The 17,800-nt window shown below is 73.1% G+C and carries 19 protein-coding genes; 17 read left to right on the top strand and 2 right to left on the bottom strand.

Annotation, left to right across the window (positions count from 1 at the left end):
- Positions 1-21: 21 nt before the first annotated feature.
- Positions 22-1,743 (bottom strand): chitinase, encoded by a 1,722-nt coding sequence (locus tag ABD350_RS14465; protein ID WP_344348430.1) that lies wholly within the window; start codon positions 1,741-1,743, stop codon positions 22-24.
- A 305-nt stretch (positions 1,744-2,048) separates the two neighbouring features.
- Here ABD350_RS14465 and ABD350_RS14460 point away from each other — a divergent pair, with 305 nt between their 5' ends.
- The 14 genes from ABD350_RS14460 to ABD350_RS14395 all read left to right on the top strand — a co-directional run bounded on the left by ABD350_RS14460 (position 2,049) and on the right by ABD350_RS14395 (position 13,714).
- Positions 2,049-2,924: a hypothetical protein gene (locus ABD350_RS14460; RefSeq protein ID WP_382467016.1), complete on the top strand. Its 876-nt coding sequence runs from the start codon at positions 2,049-2,051 to the stop codon at positions 2,922-2,924.
- A 58-nt stretch (positions 2,925-2,982) separates the two neighbouring features.
- Positions 2,983-3,690, top strand: coding sequence for a Flp pilus assembly protein CpaB (gene cpaB, locus ABD350_RS14455; protein ID WP_344348429.1), 708 nt, complete (start codon positions 2,983-2,985; stop codon positions 3,688-3,690).
- A 9-nt stretch (positions 3,691-3,699) separates the two neighbouring features.
- Positions 3,700-4,935, top strand: a complete 1,236-nt coding sequence (locus ABD350_RS14450) for a CpaE/TadZ family protein (RefSeq protein WP_344348428.1) — start codon at positions 3,700-3,702, stop codon at positions 4,933-4,935.
- Between the two features lie 8 nt (positions 4,936-4,943).
- Positions 4,944-5,324, top strand: a complete 381-nt coding sequence (locus ABD350_RS14445) for a pilus assembly protein (RefSeq protein WP_344348427.1) — start codon at positions 4,944-4,946, stop codon at positions 5,322-5,324.
- 1 nt (position 5,325) lies between these two features.
- On the top strand, positions 5,326-5,802 hold the full coding sequence (locus ABD350_RS14440) for a TadE/TadG family type IV pilus assembly protein (protein ID WP_344348426.1): 477 nt from the start codon (positions 5,326-5,328) through the stop codon (positions 5,800-5,802).
- 20 nt (positions 5,803-5,822) lie between these two features.
- On the top strand, positions 5,823-7,160 hold the full coding sequence (locus tag ABD350_RS14435) for a TadA family conjugal transfer-associated ATPase (RefSeq protein WP_344348425.1): 1,338 nt from the start codon (positions 5,823-5,825) through the stop codon (positions 7,158-7,160).
- 12 nt (positions 7,161-7,172) lie between these two features.
- Complete coding sequence (locus ABD350_RS14430) at positions 7,173-8,117, top strand: type II secretion system F family protein (RefSeq protein WP_344348424.1); 945 nt, start codon at positions 7,173-7,175, stop codon at positions 8,115-8,117.
- Positions 8,118-8,129: 12 nt separating this feature from the next.
- Complete coding sequence (locus ABD350_RS14425) at positions 8,130-9,017, top strand: DUF5936 domain-containing protein (RefSeq protein WP_344348423.1); 888 nt, start codon at positions 8,130-8,132, stop codon at positions 9,015-9,017.
- Between the two features lie 122 nt (positions 9,018-9,139).
- Positions 9,140-10,732 carry a sensor histidine kinase gene (locus ABD350_RS14420; protein WP_382466700.1) on the top strand — a complete coding sequence of 531 codons (1,593 nt, stop codon included), beginning with the start codon at positions 9,140-9,142 and terminating at the stop codon, positions 10,730-10,732.
- An 11-nt stretch (positions 10,733-10,743) separates the two neighbouring features.
- Positions 10,744-11,508 (top strand): response regulator, encoded by a 765-nt coding sequence (locus tag ABD350_RS14415; RefSeq protein ID WP_344348421.1) that lies wholly within the window; start codon positions 10,744-10,746, stop codon positions 11,506-11,508.
- Between the two features lie 113 nt (positions 11,509-11,621).
- Positions 11,622-11,819, top strand: coding sequence for a Flp family type IVb pilin (locus ABD350_RS14410; RefSeq protein ID WP_344348498.1), 198 nt, complete (start codon positions 11,622-11,624; stop codon positions 11,817-11,819).
- The gene (locus tag ABD350_RS14405; protein WP_344348497.1) at positions 11,816-12,484 is read left to right on the top strand and encodes a pilus assembly protein TadG-related protein; all 669 of its coding nucleotides are present in this window, start codon (positions 11,816-11,818) and stop codon (positions 12,482-12,484) included. Before ABD350_RS14410 ends, ABD350_RS14405 begins: the two co-directional genes overlap by 4 nt.
- A gap of 17 nt (positions 12,485-12,501) precedes the next feature.
- Complete coding sequence (locus tag ABD350_RS14400) at positions 12,502-13,083, top strand: hypothetical protein (protein ID WP_344348420.1); 582 nt, start codon at positions 12,502-12,504, stop codon at positions 13,081-13,083.
- A gap of 7 nt (positions 13,084-13,090) precedes the next feature.
- Positions 13,091-13,714 (top strand): OmpA family protein, encoded by a 624-nt coding sequence (locus tag ABD350_RS14395; protein WP_344348419.1) that lies wholly within the window; start codon positions 13,091-13,093, stop codon positions 13,712-13,714.
- A gap of 19 nt (positions 13,715-13,733) precedes the next feature.
- Here the strand turns inward: ABD350_RS14395 and ABD350_RS14390 are convergent, their stop codons facing one another.
- Positions 13,734-14,144 (bottom strand): DUF192 domain-containing protein, encoded by a 411-nt coding sequence (locus ABD350_RS14390; RefSeq protein WP_344348418.1) that lies wholly within the window; start codon positions 14,142-14,144, stop codon positions 13,734-13,736.
- Between the two features lie 84 nt (positions 14,145-14,228).
- On the opposite strand from ABD350_RS14390, the gene ABD350_RS14385 reads away from it, so the two are divergent.
- The 3 genes from ABD350_RS14385 (at position 14,229) to ABD350_RS14375 (ending at position 17,556) form a co-directional block, all read left to right on the top strand.
- A complete protein-coding gene (locus ABD350_RS14385; RefSeq protein WP_382466699.1) occupies positions 14,229-15,101 on the top strand; it encodes an LLM class flavin-dependent oxidoreductase in 873 nt (290 codons plus the stop codon).
- A gap of 162 nt (positions 15,102-15,263) precedes the next feature.
- Positions 15,264-16,049 carry a class I SAM-dependent methyltransferase gene (locus ABD350_RS14380; RefSeq protein WP_344348416.1) on the top strand — a complete coding sequence of 262 codons (786 nt, stop codon included), beginning with the start codon at positions 15,264-15,266 and terminating at the stop codon, positions 16,047-16,049.
- Positions 16,050-16,782: 733 nt separating this feature from the next.
- A complete protein-coding gene (locus ABD350_RS14375) occupies positions 16,783-17,556 on the top strand; it encodes an isoprenyl transferase (protein ID WP_344348415.1) in 774 nt (257 codons plus the stop codon).
- Positions 17,557-17,800: the final 244 nt, after the last annotated feature.

Here is a 17,800-nt window from a genome sequence, read left to right as displayed (position 1 = left end):
GGGGGGGAGGGGACGGGGCGGTTACGGGAGGGCGTGGACGTGGGCTCCCACGCTGTTGGACCAGGCGTTGCCCGAGGCCGCGTCCCAGTTGGTGGACCAGGTCATCGCGCCGCGCAGGTCGGGGTAGGTCTTGGACGGCTTGAAGGTGCCGCAGTTGACGGCCTTCGTCAGGCAGTCCAGGGCGTTGTTGACGACCGTCGGGGAGACGTAGCCGCCGCCCGCCGCGCGGGTGGAGGCGGGCAGGCCGAGGCCGACCTGGGACGGGGACAGGCCGCCTTCCAGCTGGATGCAGGCCAGTGCGGTGAGGAAGTCGACCGTGCCCTGGCTGTAGACCTTGCCGTCACAGCCCAGCATGGAACCGCTGTTGTAGTACTGCATGTTGACGACCGTCAGGATGTCCTTGACGTTCAGGGCGGTCCGGAAGTACGAGTTCGACGTCGACTGCATGTCGATCGTCTGCGGGGCCATCGTGATGATCAGCGACGGGCCGGCCTTCGCCGACAGCGACCGCAGGGCCTGCGTCATGTACGTCGCGTTCAGGCCGTTCTCCAGGTCGATGTCGACGCCGTCGAAACCGTACGTCTGCATCAGGCCGTACACGGAGTTCGCGAAGTTGGCCGCCGAGTTCGCGTCGTTGACCGACACCGAGCCCTTCTCGCCGCCGACCGAGATGATGACCTTCTTGCCGGCCGCCTGCTTGGCCTTGATGTCCGCCTTGAACTGGTCGACCGTGTAGCCGCCGAGGCCGGCCGAGTCCAGGTTGAAGGTCACCGCTCCGGGTGTGGACGTGGCGTCCGCGAAGGAGACCGCGATGATGTCGTAGGCGGAGGGGACGTCCGACAGCTTCTGGACCGTCGCGCCGTTGTTGAAGTTCTGCCAGTAGCCGGTCACCGCGTGCTTGGGCAGGGAGCCGCCCCCGCCCCCGCCACCCGAGCCGGCGGTCGTCGTGCCGGTCACCGTCGCCGACTTCGCCGACTCGCCCGCCGCGTTGGTGGCCGTTACCTGGAAGGAGTACGCCGTCGAGGCCGCCAGGCCGGTCACCGTCGCCGACGTGCCCGTGACCGCCGTGACCTTCGTGCCGTCGCGGTAGACGTTGTAGCCCGTCGCGCCGGACACCGCCGACCAGGACAGGGAGACCGAGGAGGACGTCGCGGAGGACACGGCGAGGCCGGACGGGGCCGCCGGGATCGTCGGGTTCGGGTTGCCGCCCCCGCCGCCGTCGGGGCCGTGGACGGAGAGGTCGTCGGCGTAGTAGGCCGCCTGGCCGTACCAGCCGTGGGTGTAGACCGTGACCGAGGTGGTGGAGGAGCCGGTGGTGAACGTCGTCTGGAGCTGCTTCCAGGACGCCGAGTCGGGGGTCCAGGTGGAGACGTCCGTGGTGCCCGTGCCCGTCACGCCCAGGTAGGTGTAGCCGCCCTGGACCCACGCACCGAGCGTGTACGTCGAGTTGGGCTTGACCGCGACCGTCTGGGAGCACTTGGCGATGTCCTGGCCGGCCGGGGTCGCCTTCAGGGCGCTGGTGCCGCCGTGCACGGGGGAGGTGACCGTCGTGCCGCTGCCGGCGGTACACGTCCAGTCGGCGAGGCCCGACTCGAAGCCGGCGTTCCGCACGTTGTTCACGTCCGCCGCCGAGGCGGGGGAGGCCACGGCGAGGCCCGCGACCGAAAGGGCCAGGGCGGTGGCGGCGGACCATGCCGCGAGCCGCCGTCCGGTGGGTCTGGGTATGCCTGGTGCGCGGTCCACTGGAGCCTCCGGTGGGGAGTTGGGCGGGGAGAGGGAGGGGAGAGAAAGGGGGGGAGAGAGGACGGTGGCCACCGCTGCCCTACAAGTTGGTCCAGACCAATCCGGGGTGTCAAGAGGTCCAGACCGGAATCGTTTCGGGTCGGCGGATCAACCTGTCCGGGTTTGGCGGGGCTTGTCGCGGGAGAGTTCCCCACCGGCTTCACCCACGCTGTTCTCCGGGTCATACGGCCGTGGATACAGTGCTCGGGTAGTCACGCAATGAAGTCGTCCCGGCGCGCCGGAGTGACACCGGCGGGCCGACGGATGTGAAGAGCGGAGAGCTGCGCGTGCCAACAGCCATTGCCGTGACCAGTGCCGACATGGCGCTGCCGGCGCAGGACGAGCGGACCATGCCCGCCGTCGTGCCGGCCGGACTCGACCGCGGGCCGCTGGAGCAGGGCCTCGCCGGACTCCACCGGCTCATCGAGCAGCACGGATACGTGGTCGTCGTCTGTTCCGAGGCCACCCCGGAGCCGGTCGTCCGGCGGCTGCACACCCTGCGCGCGCTGCTGGAGAGCGACCGCGTCGCCCTGTTCCGGCCGGCCCTGCCCCCGCTCGGCGTCGCCGTCCTGGCCCGGCAGTTGCGCCAGCTCGCCTCCTGCGACCTGAGCCCGGGCGTGCTCGCCTCCGCCGGACGGCTGCTCACCCACTACATCCACGCCGGCGCCGTCCTCGGCTCGGTCGCCCGGCTGGACCGGGTCCCGGTCGGGCTGAAGGCGCACGCCAGGTCATGGGTGCCCGGCAGCCAGTTCGCCGTCCTCGCCCACCCCGAACCCCAGGTGGTCAGGATCGGCCCCGAAGCCACCCTCAGGGGACCCGAGTTCGGCACCTGGATGCTGGTCGCCAAGGGGCAGTCGCACAGTGACTGGGTGGCCGGCCTCGGCACCCGGTGGGGCGTGCACGGGCTGCGCGAGGCCCCGTTGCCCGCCGAGTCCCCGGTGTGGTGGGGGACCGGCCGCCTGGTCGAGTTCTGCGGCTATCTCGCCGACCTGTCCGTCCTGTACCACCTGGTCACCTCCGTACGGCAGACCCGCTGTCACTGGTGCGGCCTCGACGTCATCGGCGACCGCTGCGTCTTCTGCCGCGCCACCTCCCCAGCCCCTGTCACACCCCGCGCCCTGGAACCGCGAACGCCCGCCTGACCTGCGCGAACCTGACCCGTCCCGCTCGACCGATTCCCCCAATGAGGTTGCACGGTTCATGAACTCCCGTCAGCGCCGCGGCGTGATACTCCTGATCCTGTCGGCCCTGTGCGCTCTGGGCGCGTTCGCCGGCGTGCTCTCCTTCGTCCACGACGTGAACACGAAGGTCGGGCCCGAGACCACCGCCTACCGGGTCAGGTCCGAGGTGAAGCCGTACACCGCCCTGGACACCGACCAGTTCGAGAAGATCGAGATGCCCAGGCGGTGGCTGTCCGGCAACGCCGTCACCGACCTGGCGCAGATCCGCGGCAAGATCGCCGTGACCACCCTGCGCGCGGGTTCCCTGCTCCAGACCGACATGATCGTGGACCGGCCCGCCCTCCAGCCCGGCCAGCAGGAGGTCGCCATCATGGTCGACGCGGCGACCGGTGTGGCCGGGAAGATCACCCCCGGCTCGCTCGTCAACGTCTACGCCACCTTCGAGGGACGCAAGGAGGGCGACCCCGACCAGTCGAAGATCATCGTCACCAACGCCCGGGTCCTCGACGTCGGCCGGATCACCGCCCTCGACCCCGACGGCGACGACAGCCGCCGCCGGCCGACCGACGCCGTCCCCATCACCTTCGCGCTGTCCACCCTCGACGCCCAGCGCGTCACCTACGCCGAGTCCTTCGCCCAGCGCGTCCGGCTCGCGCTCGTGGCCCCCGGCAGCGAGACCAGCGTCCCCGACCAGGACCGCACCTACGAACTCGCGACGGACAAGTGAGAGGCGGCCATGCCCACCAGGATCCTCCCGGCCGGCGCGGACCCGGACGCCGTCCGCTCCCTCACCACCCTGCTCAGCCAGCTCCCCGACGCCGAACCGCAGCCCCCGGTCACCGACTCCACCCAGCTGGTGGACACCCTCGCCCGGCTGGCCGCCGAGTCGGTCGAGGAGCTGCCCGAGATCGTCGTCGTCCACGAACGCATCGGTCCCGTACCGGCGCTGGAACTGATCCGCGAGGTCGCGCTGCGCTTCCCGGCCGCCGGCGTCGTCCTCGTCACCAGCGACGCGAGCCCCGGCCTGTTCGCCGCCGCCATGGACTCGGGCGCCCGCGGCCTGGTCGGGCTCCCGCTGTCGTACGAGGAACTGGCCGGCCGGGTGCAGGCCGTCGCCCAGTGGTCGGCGGGGGTACGACGCCATCTCGGGCACGGGGCCGAGGCGCCCGCCGGGGCCGGGGGCACCGTCGTCACGGTCAGCGGCGCCAAGGGAGGCGTCGGCGCCACGCTGACCGCCGTCCAGCTGGCCCTCGCCGCCCAGGCCTCCGGCCGCGCCACCGCGCTGGTCGACCTGGACCTGCAAAGCGGCGACATCGCCTCCTACCTGGACGTCCAGTTCCGCCGGTCGGTGGCCGACCTCGCCGCCATCACCGACATCTCGCCGCGCGTCCTGGCCGACGCCGTCTTCCGCCACGACACCGGGCTCGCCCTGCTCCTCGCGCCCGCCGAGGGGGAACGCGGCGAGGAGGTCACCGAACGGGCCACCCGTCAGATGGTCGGCGCCCTGCGCTCGCGCTACGAGGCCGTCGTCGTGGACTGCGGCGCCCAGCTGAGCGGGGCCGGCGCGGCGGCCGTCGAGACGGCCGACACCGCGCTGCTGGTCACCACCCCGGACGTGATCGCCGTACGCGCCGCCAAACGCACCGTACGGATGTGGGACCGGCTCCAGATCCGCAAGGCCGAGGAGACCACGGTCGTCGTCAACCGGCACACGCGCACGACGGAGATCCAGCCCGCGCTGGTGCAGCGCATCACCGGCACCGCGCTGGCCCGGACCGCCGTACCCGCGGCCTTCAGGGAACTGCAAGGCGTCGTGGACGCCGGACGGCTGCACGAACTCGACGGCAGGAGCACGGTGAAGCAGGCGCTGTGGGCGCTCGCGGCGGAGCTGGGGCTGGCCAAGGCGGGGGAGCAGCCCGCCCACCGGGGAACCGGCCGGGCAACGGTGGGCTTCCGGCGGCGGAAGGAATGAGCGGCGCCATGAGGAGGCCGGACGGGGACCGGGGACAGGTCAGCGTCGAGTTGCTCGGGATGACCCCGCTGATCCTGCTGACGCTGGTACTGATGTGGCAGGCCGTGCTGGTCGGCTACACCTTCACGCTCGCCGGGAACGCCGCCGACGAGGCGGTACGGGCCGCCACGGCGGCGCCCCGGGGCGGCGCCCGGCAGGCCGCGTGCTCCCGGGCCGGGCTGAAGCACCTGTCGGGGGCGTGGCGCGGGGACGCGTCGGTGCGGTGCAGCACCTCCGGCTACGTCACGGCCGACGTCTCCGTCAAGGTCCCGGTCCTCTTCCCGGGCGTGATCTCCTTCCCCGCCACCGTGCGCGGCCACGCCGGAACCGTGGAGGAGGTGACACGCTGAAATGCCGAAACGCCGACCGCGCGCCGAGATGCCGGATCGCCGGGCGCCCGCCGAGACGTCGGATCGCCGACCGGGTGCCGGGCCGTCGTACCGCCCACCGGGCGCCGAGCCGCCGCCCACCGGACCGTGCGCCGGGACGCCCGGCCGGCGGCCGCGCGACCGGGGACAGGTCGCGCTCGAATACCTCGGGTTCGTTCCCGTCCTGCTGATCGTCGCTCTGGCCGGGCTGCAGCTCGGTGCCGTCGCCTACGCCGCCGAGCAGGCCGGTACGGCGGCCCGGGCCGGGGCGCGGGCCGCGTCCCTGGACCAGTCCTACGCCCGGGCCTGCGCCGACGCGGTGAGCGGCGTGCTGGAGGTGTCCTGCTCGGCCGCCGAAGGAGCCGACACGGTCACCGTCACCGCCACCGTCCACATCCCCACCCTGGTGTGGGACCTGGGCGACGCCACCAAGTCCGCGACCATGCCGCTCGACTACTGACAAAAGGAGGCGAGGGACCCATGAGCCTGCGGGCCCGCATCAGCGCTCCGGAGGAGCACGGCAGCCGGGGTGAGGACGGACACCTGGTCGCCTCCTACCGGGCCAAACTGCTGGAGGAGATCGACCTCGCGGAGATGAGCGCGCTGGCCGCCGCCGAACGCCGGGCGCGCCTGGAACGGGTGCTCGGCCACATCATCAGCCGCGAGGGACCGGTGCTGTCCACCGTCGAACGGGCCCAGCTGATCCGCCGGGTGGTGGACGAGGCACTGGGCCTCGGCATCCTGGAACCCCTGCTGGAGGACGCGTCCATCACCGAGATCATGGTCAACGGGCCCGACGCCATCTTCGTGGAGCGCGGCGGCCGGGTCGAACAGCTGCCCCTGCGGTTCGTCTCCGCCGACCAGCTGATGCAGACCATCGAGCGGATCGTCTCGACGGTCAACCGCCGGGTGGACGAGTCCCATCCGATGGTGGACGCCCGGCTGCCCTCCGGCGAGCGGGTCAACGTCATCATCCCGCCGCTGTCCCTGTCCGGCCCCGTGCTCACCATCCGCCGCTTCCCGCGCTCCTTCACCCTCCAGGAGCTGATCGGCTTCGGCTCGCTGGACGAGCACATGGTGTACCTGCTGGCCGGCCTGGTGCAGGCCAAGTTCAACATCATCGTCTCGGGCGCCACCGGCACCGGCAAGACGACCCTGCTGAACGCCCTGTCCGGGCTGATCCCGCCGCACGAGCGCATCATCACCATCGAGGACTCCGCCGAACTCCAGCTCCAGCAGAGCCATGTGGTCCGCCTGGAGTCCCGCCCGCCGAACGTGGAGGGCAAGGGCCAGGTCACCATCCGCGACCTGGTCCGCAACTCGCTGCGCATGCGGCCCGACCGGATCGTGGTCGGCGAGGTCCGCGGCGGCGAGTCCCTGGACATGCTCCAGGCCATGTCCACCGGCCACGACGGCTCGCTGGCCACCGTGCACGCCAACAGCGCCGAGGACGCCCTCACCCGGCTCCAGACCCTCGCCTCGATGTCCGACGTCGAGGTCCCCTTCGTCGCCCTGCACGACCAGATCAACAGCGCCGTCGACGTCATCGTCCAGCTCACCCGGTTCGCCGACGGCGCCCGCCGCATCACCGAGATCGCGCTGCTCGACAGCCACGGCGGGGAGCCGTACCGGCTGGCCACCGCGGCCCGCTTCGAGGCACGGCCCATGACCCCGGACGGCCGCGTCCACGGCACCTTCCGCCACCTCCCGCTCCCGCGCCGCACCGCCGACCGCCTCTACATGGCGAGCCAGCCCATCCCGGGCGCCTTCGGCGTGGCCCGCTCCGCCGACCAGCTCGCCACCCGAGAAGCCAGGTAGGACACCCCCACCATGGAACCGAGCACCCTCGCCCAGCTCGCCACCGGCGCGACCCTGCTGGCCTGCGTCCTGGCCGTGGCCGGCGTGCACGCCTACGCCTCCGGCCGGGCCCGGCGCGCCGCCCTCGTCGACCGCCTCGCGCACACCGGCCCGCCGCCGGCGGCCGGCCGGGGCCGCCGCTTCGCCGCCCTGGACCGGCGGCTGCGCCGCACCCGCTTCGGCCGCTGGCTGGAGCGGCGCCTGGCGGCGACCGGCCTGGGCGTCACCCCCGGCGAGTTCTTCGCCGCCATGATCGCCGCCGTCGCCGCGCTGTGGCTCGTCGGCCAGGCCACCCTGGCGCCGTTCTTCGGCCCGCTCGCCGGACTCCTCGGCGTCTGGGCGGCCTTGCAGTTCCTCAACTGGCAGCGCCACAAGCGCATCGAACGCTTCATCGGCCAACTCCCGGAACTGGCCCGCATCCTGGCCAACGCCACGCACGCCGGCCTCGCCCTGCGCACCGCGATCGGCATGGCCGCGGAGGAGCTGGAGGCCCCGGCCGGCGAGGAACTGGCCAAGGTATCCGACCAGTTGGCCGTCGGTCACTCCCTGGAGGACGCCCTCGGCGAGCTGGCCGACCGGCTCCCCTCCCGGGAACTCGTCGTCCTGGTCACCACGCTGGTGCTGTCCAACCGGGCGGGCGGGCAGGTGGTCTCGGCGCTGCGCAATCTGACCGAGACGCTGGAGGAGCGCAAGGAGACCCGGCGCGAGATCCGCACCCAGCTCTCCCAGGTGACCATGACCTCGTACGCCGTACCCGTCCTGGGGGTCGGCGCGTTGTTCCTGATGAACGGCGTCAAGGACGGCGCGCTCGACCGCATGACCGGCTCCCCCGCCGGCCAGGCCTGCGTGCTCGTTGCGTTCGTCCTGTACGCCGTCGGCTTCGTCCTGATCCGCCGGCTGAGCCGGATCGACGTCTGAGGGAGGTGACCCGTGGAGTTCCTGCTCGCCCTGCTGACGGGCGCCGGCGTCGGGGGTGTCTTCGCCGGCCTGCGCATGTACCGCGCGGACGCCCGGCTCCCCGCCGACCTCGCCGTCGCCCTGGAGGTCGGCGCCACCCGCACCGGCGCGGTCGGCTCGGTCGTCGACCGCCTCGGCATGCGCTGGGCGCCCCTGGTACTGCGCCTGATGGGCCCGCGGCTGGTCGCCCGCTACCGCCGCAGGATCGACCTCGCCGGCAACCCCGGCGGCCTGACCATCGACCGCTACGCGGCCCGCCGCGCGGTCTACGGCGCGCTGGGCGGCGTCGGCTTCCTGGTCTTCCTGCTGCGCGGCCAGTGGTTCGTGGCGCTGCTCCTGCTGGCCTTCGGGGCGCTGTGGACCGAGGTCGGCCTCTGGTCGGCGATCCGGGTCCGCAGACACGTCATCGAACGCACCCTGCCCGACTTCCTGGACGTGCTGGCCGTGGTGGTCGGCGCGGGACTCGGCTTCCGCCAGGCCCTGGACCGGGTCGCGGCCCGCTACGAGGGCCCCTGGGCCGACGAACTGCGCATCACCCTGCGCCAGATGGACCTCGGCATGAGCCGCCGCGAGGCCTTCGCGGAGCTGCGCCGGCGCAACGACTCCGAGCAGGTGGCGATGTTCGTGACGGCGTTGCAGCAGGGGGAGGAGCTGGGCGCGCCCATCGTGGACACCCTGGTCTCCCTGGCCAAGGACATGCGCCGCACCGACGCCCAGAACGCCCGCCGCAAGGCCGCGCGCGCGGTGCCCAAGGCCACGCTGATGATCACCACGTTCATGGTCCCGGCGACGATGCTCCTGCTGGGCGCGGGCCTGCTGCTCGGCTCCGGTGTCGACTTCGGCTCGCTCACCGGGAAGTGAGGACGAACGTGACGACGACGGGCGTGACGGGGAAGGGGGCGCGCTTACTGGAGCGGTTACGCGGCACGGGCCCCGGACACGGCTGGTCACGACCGCGGCGCCTGGGTGCCGGGGCTCCGGGGATGCGGCCGGGGCGTCCTGGTTCCGAGGGTGCCGGGGCGCGGTCGGGGCGCCTTGGTGCCGGCGGCCCCGGGGTGCGGGCGGGTGCCGAAGGGGCGCGGTCCGGGCCGGTGGGTGCCGGAGGTCCCTGGGCGTGGGCGCGCGGCGCGGGCGGCGGATCGCGCCGGCTGTGGCCGGGGCGTCTCGGTGCCGGAGGGCGCTGGGCGCTGCCGGGGCGTCTCGGTGCCCGCGGTCTCCTCGCGCGGCCGGGGCGGGCGGTGCGTGAGAGCGTTCCGGGGGGCGAGGCCTCCGAGAAGCTTCAGGTCAGTGCCCTTCAGGCGATGTGCCGGCAGGTCTTCGGGTTCCGGCTGGCCATGATCGTCGTATCGGCGCCCGCCGCCCTCCTCAACGCCGCCCCCGGCCTGGGCGTCCGGCTGGCCGGCGCGGCCGTGGTCGTCACCGTCATGGTGTCCTACGTCCTCTTCCGCGACTGGGAGCGGTTCGGCCCCCTGCTGCTGCGCCACCCCAGCCTGCTGGCCGCCGACACCCTCTTCGGCTCCTTCCTCCTGGTCTCGGCCGGCCCGGACACCACCCTCGCCTACGTCAGCGTCTGCACCCCGCTGCTGGCGGGCCTGGTCTACAGCTGGCGCGGCGCGGCCTGCTTCGCCTCGCTGCAGGCCCTGATCCTGCTCCTGGTCCACACCACCCTGAAGGCCGGCCGGCCCGAGCCCGTCGCCGAGGCCCTGCTGCTGCCCGGCCTGTGCGTCGTCGCGGGCGCCATGGGCTCGACCCTGCGCAACCTGATGCTCCGCTTCGGCGCCGCGACCCAGGCCCTGACCACGGCACGGGCCCGCCTCGCGGCGGCGGAGGCGGTGAGCGCCGAACGCGCCCGGCTGGCCCGGGAGATGCACGACTCCGTGGCCAAGACCCTGTACGGCGTGGCCCTCGCCGCCGACGGACTGGCGGCGACCGCGTCGGCCGACGCCCCGGACCCCGCCCGCATCCGGCAGCAGGCGGACCTGGTCTCCCGCTCGGCGCGCCGGGCGGCGGCGGAGTCCCGGGAACTGCTGGCCGACCTGCGCCGGGACCCCGCGCGGGCGGGGGAGGAGATCCCGTTCTGGCAGACCCTGGCCTGCCAGGCCCGGGAGTTCACCCGGCGTACGGGCCTGAAGGTCAGCTGCCACTGGCCGGCGGACGACCCCGCCCCCTTCCCGTCCCTGCCCGCGCCCGTGGCCCGGCACGTCCTGGCCATCGCCACCGAGGCCCTGGAGAACGCCCACCGTCACGCGTCCGCCGCCCGGGTGGACGTACGGGCGACGGTCGACGGACACCTGCTGGGTCTCGCGATCCACGACGACGGCACCGGTCTGCCGCCCGGCACCACCCTGGAGCGGCTGCGCGACCACGGTCACTTCGGGCTGCTCGGCATGGTCGAGCGGGCCGCGCAGGCGGGCGCCCGCATCCGGATCGGCCGGGGCACCCACGACCGGGGCACCGAGGTCCGCCTGGAGATCCCCCTGTCCGGACCCCGTGAACCCGGAGCCGCCCACCCGTCCGGCGGGTCCGCGTCCCACGCCCCCGCGCATCCCACGGCCCACACACCAGGCACACCCTGAGAGGAGGCGCCATGCGGCCCCTGCCCGGTACCCCACGGTCCGACTTCCCGCCGCCGGCCCCGGCCACCCCGCCGCTGCGGCTGCTGATCGCCGACGACAACCCGGTGGTCCGGGCCGGACTGGCGGCCCTGCTCACGGACGGCACCGGCACCACGGTGGTGGCTCAGGCACGTGACGGCCGCGAGGCGTACGAGGCGGCGCTGAGGCACCGGCCGGACGTCATCCTGCTCGACGTCCGCATGCCCGGGGTGGACGGAATCTCGGCGCTGCCCCACCTGGTGCCGCTGGCCCCCGTCATGATGCTCACCTACAGCCACGAGACGCGGACCGTACGCGAGGCGCTGCGGCTGGGGGCGGGGGGATACCTGGTGCACGGCGAGTTCACGGCGGAGCAGCTGGTGCGGGCGGTACGGGACGTACGGGAGGGCCGTCCGCAGGTGACGCCCGGGGCGACGAGGGCGTTACTGGCGGCACTCCGGTCCGATGCGTCTGCACACGTCAGTCCCAACTCCCCTGAAATCACGGCAATTTCCGAGCCCTCGACTCTTTCGCGATTGCAATCACCTGTGGGACAGTCGTTCCGCTCGCGGTTCCGGCTGAGCGAGAGGGAGGCGGAGATCATGGACCTCATCGCGTCCGGCATGACCAACCAGCAGATCGCCGCCGCCTGCTTCATCACCGAGAAGACGGTCAAGAACCACATCAACCGCATCTTCGCCAAGCTCCACAGCACCACCAGGTCCCAGGCGACCGCGAAGTGGCTGGGGGTGGCGTGAGATGGCGGCGCGGCGGAACGCATGGGTCCGCGGTTGGGCCCTGGGGCCCTTCGGGGGCGGGGGCGTCCGGCCGTACGGTGCCCGGACCGCAGGCCAAGCTGGAGGGGAAGACCGTGAGCGAATGGTTGCGCACCACCGTCGCGTATCTGCAGTCCCGGGCCGCGCGCGGCGACAGGGGACAGACCGCGGTGGAGTACCTCGGCATCATCGCGGTGGTCGTCGCGATCGTCCTGGCGATCACCGGCACGAGCATCGGCCAGTCGATCTACGACGCGATCACCAACAAGATCGCCGAGGTCACCGGCGGCTGATTCCCGCACGGCACGACACGGGGCAGGCCTTCCCCATCTACCTCACGGTGGTGGCGGGCCTGCTCTTTCTCGCGTTGGCCTACCTCGCGGTCGGCCAGGCGGCCGTGAACCGCGGCGGCGCCCAGACGGCGGCGGACGCGGCGGCCCTGGCGGCGGCGCAGGAGACCCGCGACCAGCTGGCCGACCTGTGGCTGGAGAACCTGGACGACCCGGCGAGCTGGCGGGCCATCTTCGACGGGGCGGGCGCCGGCGACTCCTGCTGGCGCGCCGACCAGCTCGCCGCGCGGAACGACGCGTCGGTGCGCTGCGCGTTCGACGCGCCGCTGAGCTACGTGGTCGACGCCCGGACGAACAAGTCCGTGGGCGACTCCGTCGTACCCGGCACCGAGAACGTCCACGCGACGGCGCACGCCAGGGCCGTCATAGAACCGCTCTGCACGCCCCCCGAGGAGCTGCCCGGACCGGGCGAGGAGGAGCCCGGGCCGCCCGAGGAGGGGACCGAGCCGTCCGAGGGGGGCGACGAACCGCCCGAGGAGGCTCCGCTGCCCCCGCTCACCTGCGAGGACAAGGTCTGGCATCCCGAGCCGGACGACACCACGGAGCTGCCGGGGCCCGAGGACCTCTTCGACGTCCACCTGGCCGACTCCCCGGCGAACGACCGATGACGAAGGAAGCGACAGTGATGAGCATGCGGTTCACCGCGAAGGCCCGCACAGGGCTGGTCGCCTTGACCGTTGCGGCCGGCCTGGCCGTCGGGGTGACCGGCTGCGGGGGAAGCGGCGGCGGACAGGACAAGCCGAGCGGACCGGCGTCCGCCTCCACGGCCGGCGACTCCGGCCCGAGCACCCAGGAGGAGGACCCCGGCCGGCCGCTGGCCGAGCTGCGCGGGTCGGACGGCCTGCTCCTGCAGATCACCTCCGCCGAGCGCGACTCGGGCGGCTTCGTGACGGTCAACGGCACGCTGAAGAACGACGGGGCCCGCACCGCGGTCATCCCCTCCGCGCTGAGCGGCAACGAAACCGAGATCATCAAGAACGGCAGATCGCTGGGCGGTGCCACGCTGGTCGACCCGAAGGGCAAGAAGCGGTATTACGTGCTGCGGGACACCGAGGGCCGGCCGCTGACGACCACCGGCTTCACCACCCTCAAGTCCGGTGCCACCCTGGCCGTCTTCATGCAGTTCCCGGCGCCCCCGGCCGGCGTGATCGACGTGGACTTCCAGCTGCCGACGTTCACCTCCGCCGGCATCCGGGTCTCCGGGTGAGGCGCACATGACCACCACACCCCGTCTCGCCCTCGCCGGCGCCCTGCTGCTGTGCGCCCTGAACCTGCCCGCCGTCCCGGCCGCCGCCGACGGCACCGGCCCCGGTGAACCGCCCCTGACCGAACCCTCCGCCACCGCCCCCGTCGACGTCGACCCCACCGACCCCGACCTGAAGATCCCCGAGGGCGCCACGCTCGCCGAGGCCAAGGTGCTGGACATCAAGCTGGTCGTGGAGGAGCAGAGCGGGGAGGAACGGCGCGAGGACACCAACGCCGACGTGACCTTCGCCCTCCAGGCCGAGGTGCTGTTCGGCAAGGACAGCGCCAGTGTCGGCGAGGAGGCCAGAACCCGCATCGCCGGCATCGCCGAGGAGATCAGGAAGCAGCACGCCACCCGGGTCCGTGTCTTCGGCTTCACCGACAGCCTCGGCACCACCACCCACGGCGTCGCCCTGTCCAAGCGACGCGCCAACGCCGTACAGGCCGTGCTGGACCAGCACCTGAACACCCCGTCCGTCACCTTCGACGTCCGCGGTTACGGCGAGCAGTACCCGATCGCCGACAACGCCACCGAGGCCGGCCGCAAGAAGAACCGCCGGGTCGAGGTGTCCTTCCCCCGCACCGACCGGTGACCCGCCCGACGGCCACCGGTCACCCCTCCGTCTCGACCTCTGCCTCTGCCTCTGCCTCCGCCTCTGTCTCCACTTCGACCCGTACGCCCGCCCGTACCCCCCACCCCGCCATCGCCCCGGCCGCCGCCTCCAGCACGTGCCGGGCGCGCGGGCGCGGCAGGCCCAGGCGGCCCGGGGGCATCGTGCGCACGGCGATGACGGTGAGGCGGCGGTCCAGGTAGGCCACGTCGATCGGGATCCGCATCCCGAACGTGTGCACCCCGCTCGCCGGTGACAGCAGCAGCGCCCCGTCCACCGCGTCCCTGCCCAGCAGGCCCTTGGTGCGGGCCCGGTAGGAGGCCGCGATCTCCAGCGGCACGGAGGCGGCCGGCACCTCCCCGGTGTCCGTCCGCACGGTCAGCCGCCCCCGCCCGTCCCGCCAGCGCCCCATGCCCCGCCCTCCCCTTCCGCGCGCCAACCCGCCGCGTCCGTAAATGTGTTGTCCTTTCCCGTCCTCCCCACTAGGAAGGGCGCTATGACAGGACTCGGTGCCGTGTTCCGCCCCCAGCTCCCGCCCGAGCGACTCAGGGCCGTCGCCCGCGTCGCGGACGAGTCGGGACTCGACGAACTGTGGCTGTGGGAGGACTGCTTCCTGGAGGGCGGCGTGTCCACGGCCGCCGCCGCGCTCGCCTGGACCGAACGGGTGCGGGTCGGCATCGGGCTGCTGCCCGTGCCGCTGCGGAACGTGGCCGTCACCGCGATGGAGGCGGCCTCGCTGGAGCGCATGTTCCCCGGCCGGGCCGTTTTGACCGTGGGGCACGGAGTGCAGGACTGGATGGGCCAGGTCGGCGCCCGGGCCGCCTCGCCGCTCGGCCTCCTCGGCGAACACCTCGACGCCCTGCGCGCCCTGCTGCGCGGGGAGCGGCTGAGCGTCAGCGGGCGGTACGTCCGGCTGGACGACGTGGCCCTCGACTGGCCGCCGCAGCGCCCGGTCGACGTCCTCGCGGGCGCCACCGGGCCCCGTACGCTCCGGCTCTCCGGCGAGAAGGCCGACGGCACCCTCCTCACCTCCGCCACGTCGGCGGACGGCGTACGGCGGGCCCGAGAACTGATCGAGGAGGGGCGGCGGGCGGCCGGCCGCACCGGCCCGCACCGGATCGTCGTCTACCTCCTGACCGCCACGGGTGCCGACGCCGAGTCCCGGCTGCGCGCCGAACTCGCCGCCGAGGGCCTGGCGGCGGTGCCCGGCCCGGGCGTCGCCGGGGACGCGGGCACGGTGGCCGAGGCGGTACGGCGCCTGGCCGAGGCAGGCGCGGACACGGTCGTCCTCCAGCCGACGGCCGACGAACCCGACCCGGAGGGTTTCATCCGCTTCGCGGCGGAGCAGGTCGCACCCCTGATCCGCTGACCGCCCGGGAACGATCACCGCGGTGCGGGCCCGATGGCCGGCGGCGCGCACCGCGGCGACACGTCCGCCCGGATTCCCGGACGGCGGGCCCGCCCGACCGCCGAGGCCGCCCGGCACGGAAATCCGCGGGCACCCGCGCGGGCCCCCTGGGACCATGGCCGTATGACTGCCGACCGCTCCTTCGAGGATCTCGTGGCCGAAGGCGCCGCCGTGCCCACCGAGGGGTGGGACTTCTCGTGGTTCGAGGGGCGGGCCCACGAGGCACGGCCGTCGTGGGGGTACGCCCGGTCGGCGGGGGAGCGGCTGGCGGCGGCCGAGGCCGCGCTGGACATCCAGACCGGTGGCGGGGAGGTGCTGGACTTCGCGCTCGGCCGGGCCGAGCCGGCCCGGCCGCTGCTGGTGGCGGCGACCGAGGGCTGGCCGCCGAACGTGGCGAAGGCCACCCGCCTGCTGCGGCCCCGCGGCGCCGTCGTGGTCGCCGCCCCGGACGACGCGCCGCTGCCCTTCGCCGACGAGGCGTTCGACCTGGTGCTCAGCCGGCACCCGGTGCGCCCGCACTGGGCGGAGATCGCCCGGGTGCTGCGGCCCGGCGGGACGTATTTCGCCCAGCACGTGGGGCCCGCCAGCGTCTTCGAGCTGGTCGAGTACTTCCTCGGACCGCTACCGCAGGAGGCGCGCCGCGCCCGCGACCCCGGGCGGGAGCGGGCCGACGCCGAGGCGGCGGGGCTGGAGGTGGCCGGTCTGCGGGCGGAGCGGCTGCGGATGGAGTTCTACGACATCGCCGCCGTCGTCCACTTCCTGCGCAAGGTCGTCTGGATGGTCCCGGGCTTCACGGTCGAGGCCTATGAGCCACGGCTCCGGGCCCTGCACGAGCGGATCCGGGAGGAAGGGCCGTTCGTCGCGCACAGCGCCCGGCATCTGTTCGACGTACGCAAACCGGAACGGTGAGACATGCGTGTGCCGTGGCGGCGACGGCACCGGGTTTCCGCGTTCTTACCCCGCCGGGTTCACATGAGCCCCACCTGTCACGTAAGTTCGGACCAAGGTAATTCGCGCAGGCAAAGCCGCGCGGTCGGCACCGCGCGGTGGAGGGGGCCGCGCGGTGCCGTGCAGCCGCTCGGGGCCGCCGCCGGGATGCCGGTCCCGGCCGGGACGCCGTAGCGGAACGGTCAAGTCCGCCCTTCATCGGCGGGGTCGCCCGTCGGGGGGACGCGACACGACATCCCCGTGTTTCCCTCAAGACGGCCTGATCCTTGCGAATTCCTTCGCATTCGACCGGATTTTCCTGGGATTCCACTGTGAAAGGCCCCGCAAACACCCCTGAAACACGTCCGCCGCGGTCGCCCCCGAGTCGCCGGGCGATTCCGGAGAGTAGTTGTGGGGTGCCGATGCACCCACCATCACTTACGAAGGGTTATGGTGGAAACCCCCCCTCGGGCCGGTCCGTCTCCCCCCCACGGACCGGCCCGTTTTTTATGGCGGAGGACGGCGGGGTTCCGGAACCGCCCAACCCCGGCCCGGCGTCCCCCGGAAAGGGGCGCGGCCCCGGCGGCGTACGACACCGCCCCATGGCCAAACCCCGGACCGGACCGGGCCTCCGGCAGCGGTAGGCTCAACGGCTCCGGCACCCCCTACGGCTCCGGCACCCCCCTGCCCCCGCGCCCAACCCCCGGAGGGTCACGTGAACCTGCGCGACAAGCTGCGCGGTCTGCTCGTCAGGCTCTACGCACGCCGGGTGGAAGGTCACCTGGATCACGCTCAGGTGCCCAAGCACATCGGCGTCATCATGGACGGCAACCGCCGCTGGGCGAAGGCGTCCGGCTCCAGCACCGTGCACGGGCACCGGGCCGGTGCCGACAAGATCGAGGAATTCCTCGGCTGGTGCTCCGAGACCGACGTCGAGGTGGTCACCCTGTGGCTGCTGTCCACCGACAACTTCGACCGCCCGCAGGAGGAACTGGTCCCCCTGCTCGGCATCATCGAGGACGTCGTCCGCACCCTCGCCGCCGACGGCCGCTGGCGGGTGCACCACGTCGGCACGATGGACCTGCTGCCCGCCGGCATGCAGCGCACGCTGAAAGAGGCCGAGGAGACCACCCGTCACACCGACGGCATACTCGTCAACGTGGCCATCGGCTACGGCGGCCGGCAGGAGATCGCCGACGCCGTGCGCTCCATGCTGCACGAGGCGCGGGAGAGGGGCGTGTCGATGGAGGACCTCGCCGAGTCCGTCGACGTGGACATGATCGGCCGTCACCTCTACACCGGCGACCAGCCCGACCCCGACCTGGTCATCCGCACCAGCGGCGAACAGCGGCTGTCCGGATTCATGCTCTGGCAGACCGCTCACTCCGAGTACTACTTCTGCGAGGTCTTCTGGCCGGCCTTCCGGAAGGTCGACTTCCTGCGCGCCCTGCGCGACTACGCCGCACGTCACCGCCGTTACGGCGGCTGACCGGCCCGCACCGCCCCGTCGCCGCCCGGCGGCGGGGCGTCGTCGTACGCCCCGATTGGCGCGGACGTAACAAGGAGTTCACCGGGTCGCCGGTGGCCGCATTTGCATGGCGGCGCGTGTTCGAGGGCATAAACCCAACAGGTCGACACCCGAACCACGGGCGTCGGTTCTCAGCGGGCGGCTCGGGGCCGTCCGCCCGGGAGGCCCTTTGCACCAGCCCGACCGTGCGGTCACGGCACGGAAT

This window comes from Streptomyces nogalater (assembly GCF_039532885.1).
Taxonomy (GTDB): domain Bacteria; phylum Actinomycetota; class Actinomycetes; order Streptomycetales; family Streptomycetaceae; genus Streptomyces; species Streptomyces nogalater.
Note: the sequence above shows the minus strand (reverse complement) of the source record. Positions and strands in the feature narration are given on the sequence as shown.

Coding starts and splice junctions, on each gene's coding strand:
- cpaB (WP_344348429.1), top strand. CDS start 2,983: ATGAACTCCCGTCAGCGCCGCGGCGTGATACTCCTGATCCTGTCGGCC.
- ABD350_RS14450 (WP_344348428.1), top strand. CDS start 3,700: ATGCCCACCAGGATCCTCCCGGCCGGCGCGGACCCGGACGCCGTCCGC.
- ABD350_RS14445 (WP_344348427.1), top strand. CDS start 4,944: ATGAGGAGGCCGGACGGGGACCGGGGACAGGTCAGCGTCGAGTTGCTC.
- ABD350_RS14440 (WP_344348426.1), top strand. CDS start 5,326: ATGCCGAAACGCCGACCGCGCGCCGAGATGCCGGATCGCCGGGCGCCC.
- ABD350_RS14435 (WP_344348425.1), top strand. CDS start 5,823: ATGAGCCTGCGGGCCCGCATCAGCGCTCCGGAGGAGCACGGCAGCCGG.
- ABD350_RS14430 (WP_344348424.1), top strand. CDS start 7,173: ATGGAACCGAGCACCCTCGCCCAGCTCGCCACCGGCGCGACCCTGCTG.
- ABD350_RS14420 (WP_382466700.1), top strand. CDS start 9,140: ATGCGGCCGGGGCGTCCTGGTTCCGAGGGTGCCGGGGCGCGGTCGGGG.
- ABD350_RS14415 (WP_344348421.1), top strand. CDS start 10,744: ATGCGGCCCCTGCCCGGTACCCCACGGTCCGACTTCCCGCCGCCGGCC.
- ABD350_RS14400 (WP_344348420.1), top strand. CDS start 12,502: ATGAGCATGCGGTTCACCGCGAAGGCCCGCACAGGGCTGGTCGCCTTG.
- ABD350_RS14395 (WP_344348419.1), top strand. CDS start 13,091: ATGACCACCACACCCCGTCTCGCCCTCGCCGGCGCCCTGCTGCTGTGC.
- ABD350_RS14390 (WP_344348418.1), bottom strand. CDS start 14,144: ATGGGGCGCTGGCGGGACGGGCGGGGGCGGCTGACCGTGCGGACGGAC.
- ABD350_RS14385 (WP_382466699.1), top strand. CDS start 14,229: ATGACAGGACTCGGTGCCGTGTTCCGCCCCCAGCTCCCGCCCGAGCGA.
- ABD350_RS14380 (WP_344348416.1), top strand. CDS start 15,264: ATGACTGCCGACCGCTCCTTCGAGGATCTCGTGGCCGAAGGCGCCGCC.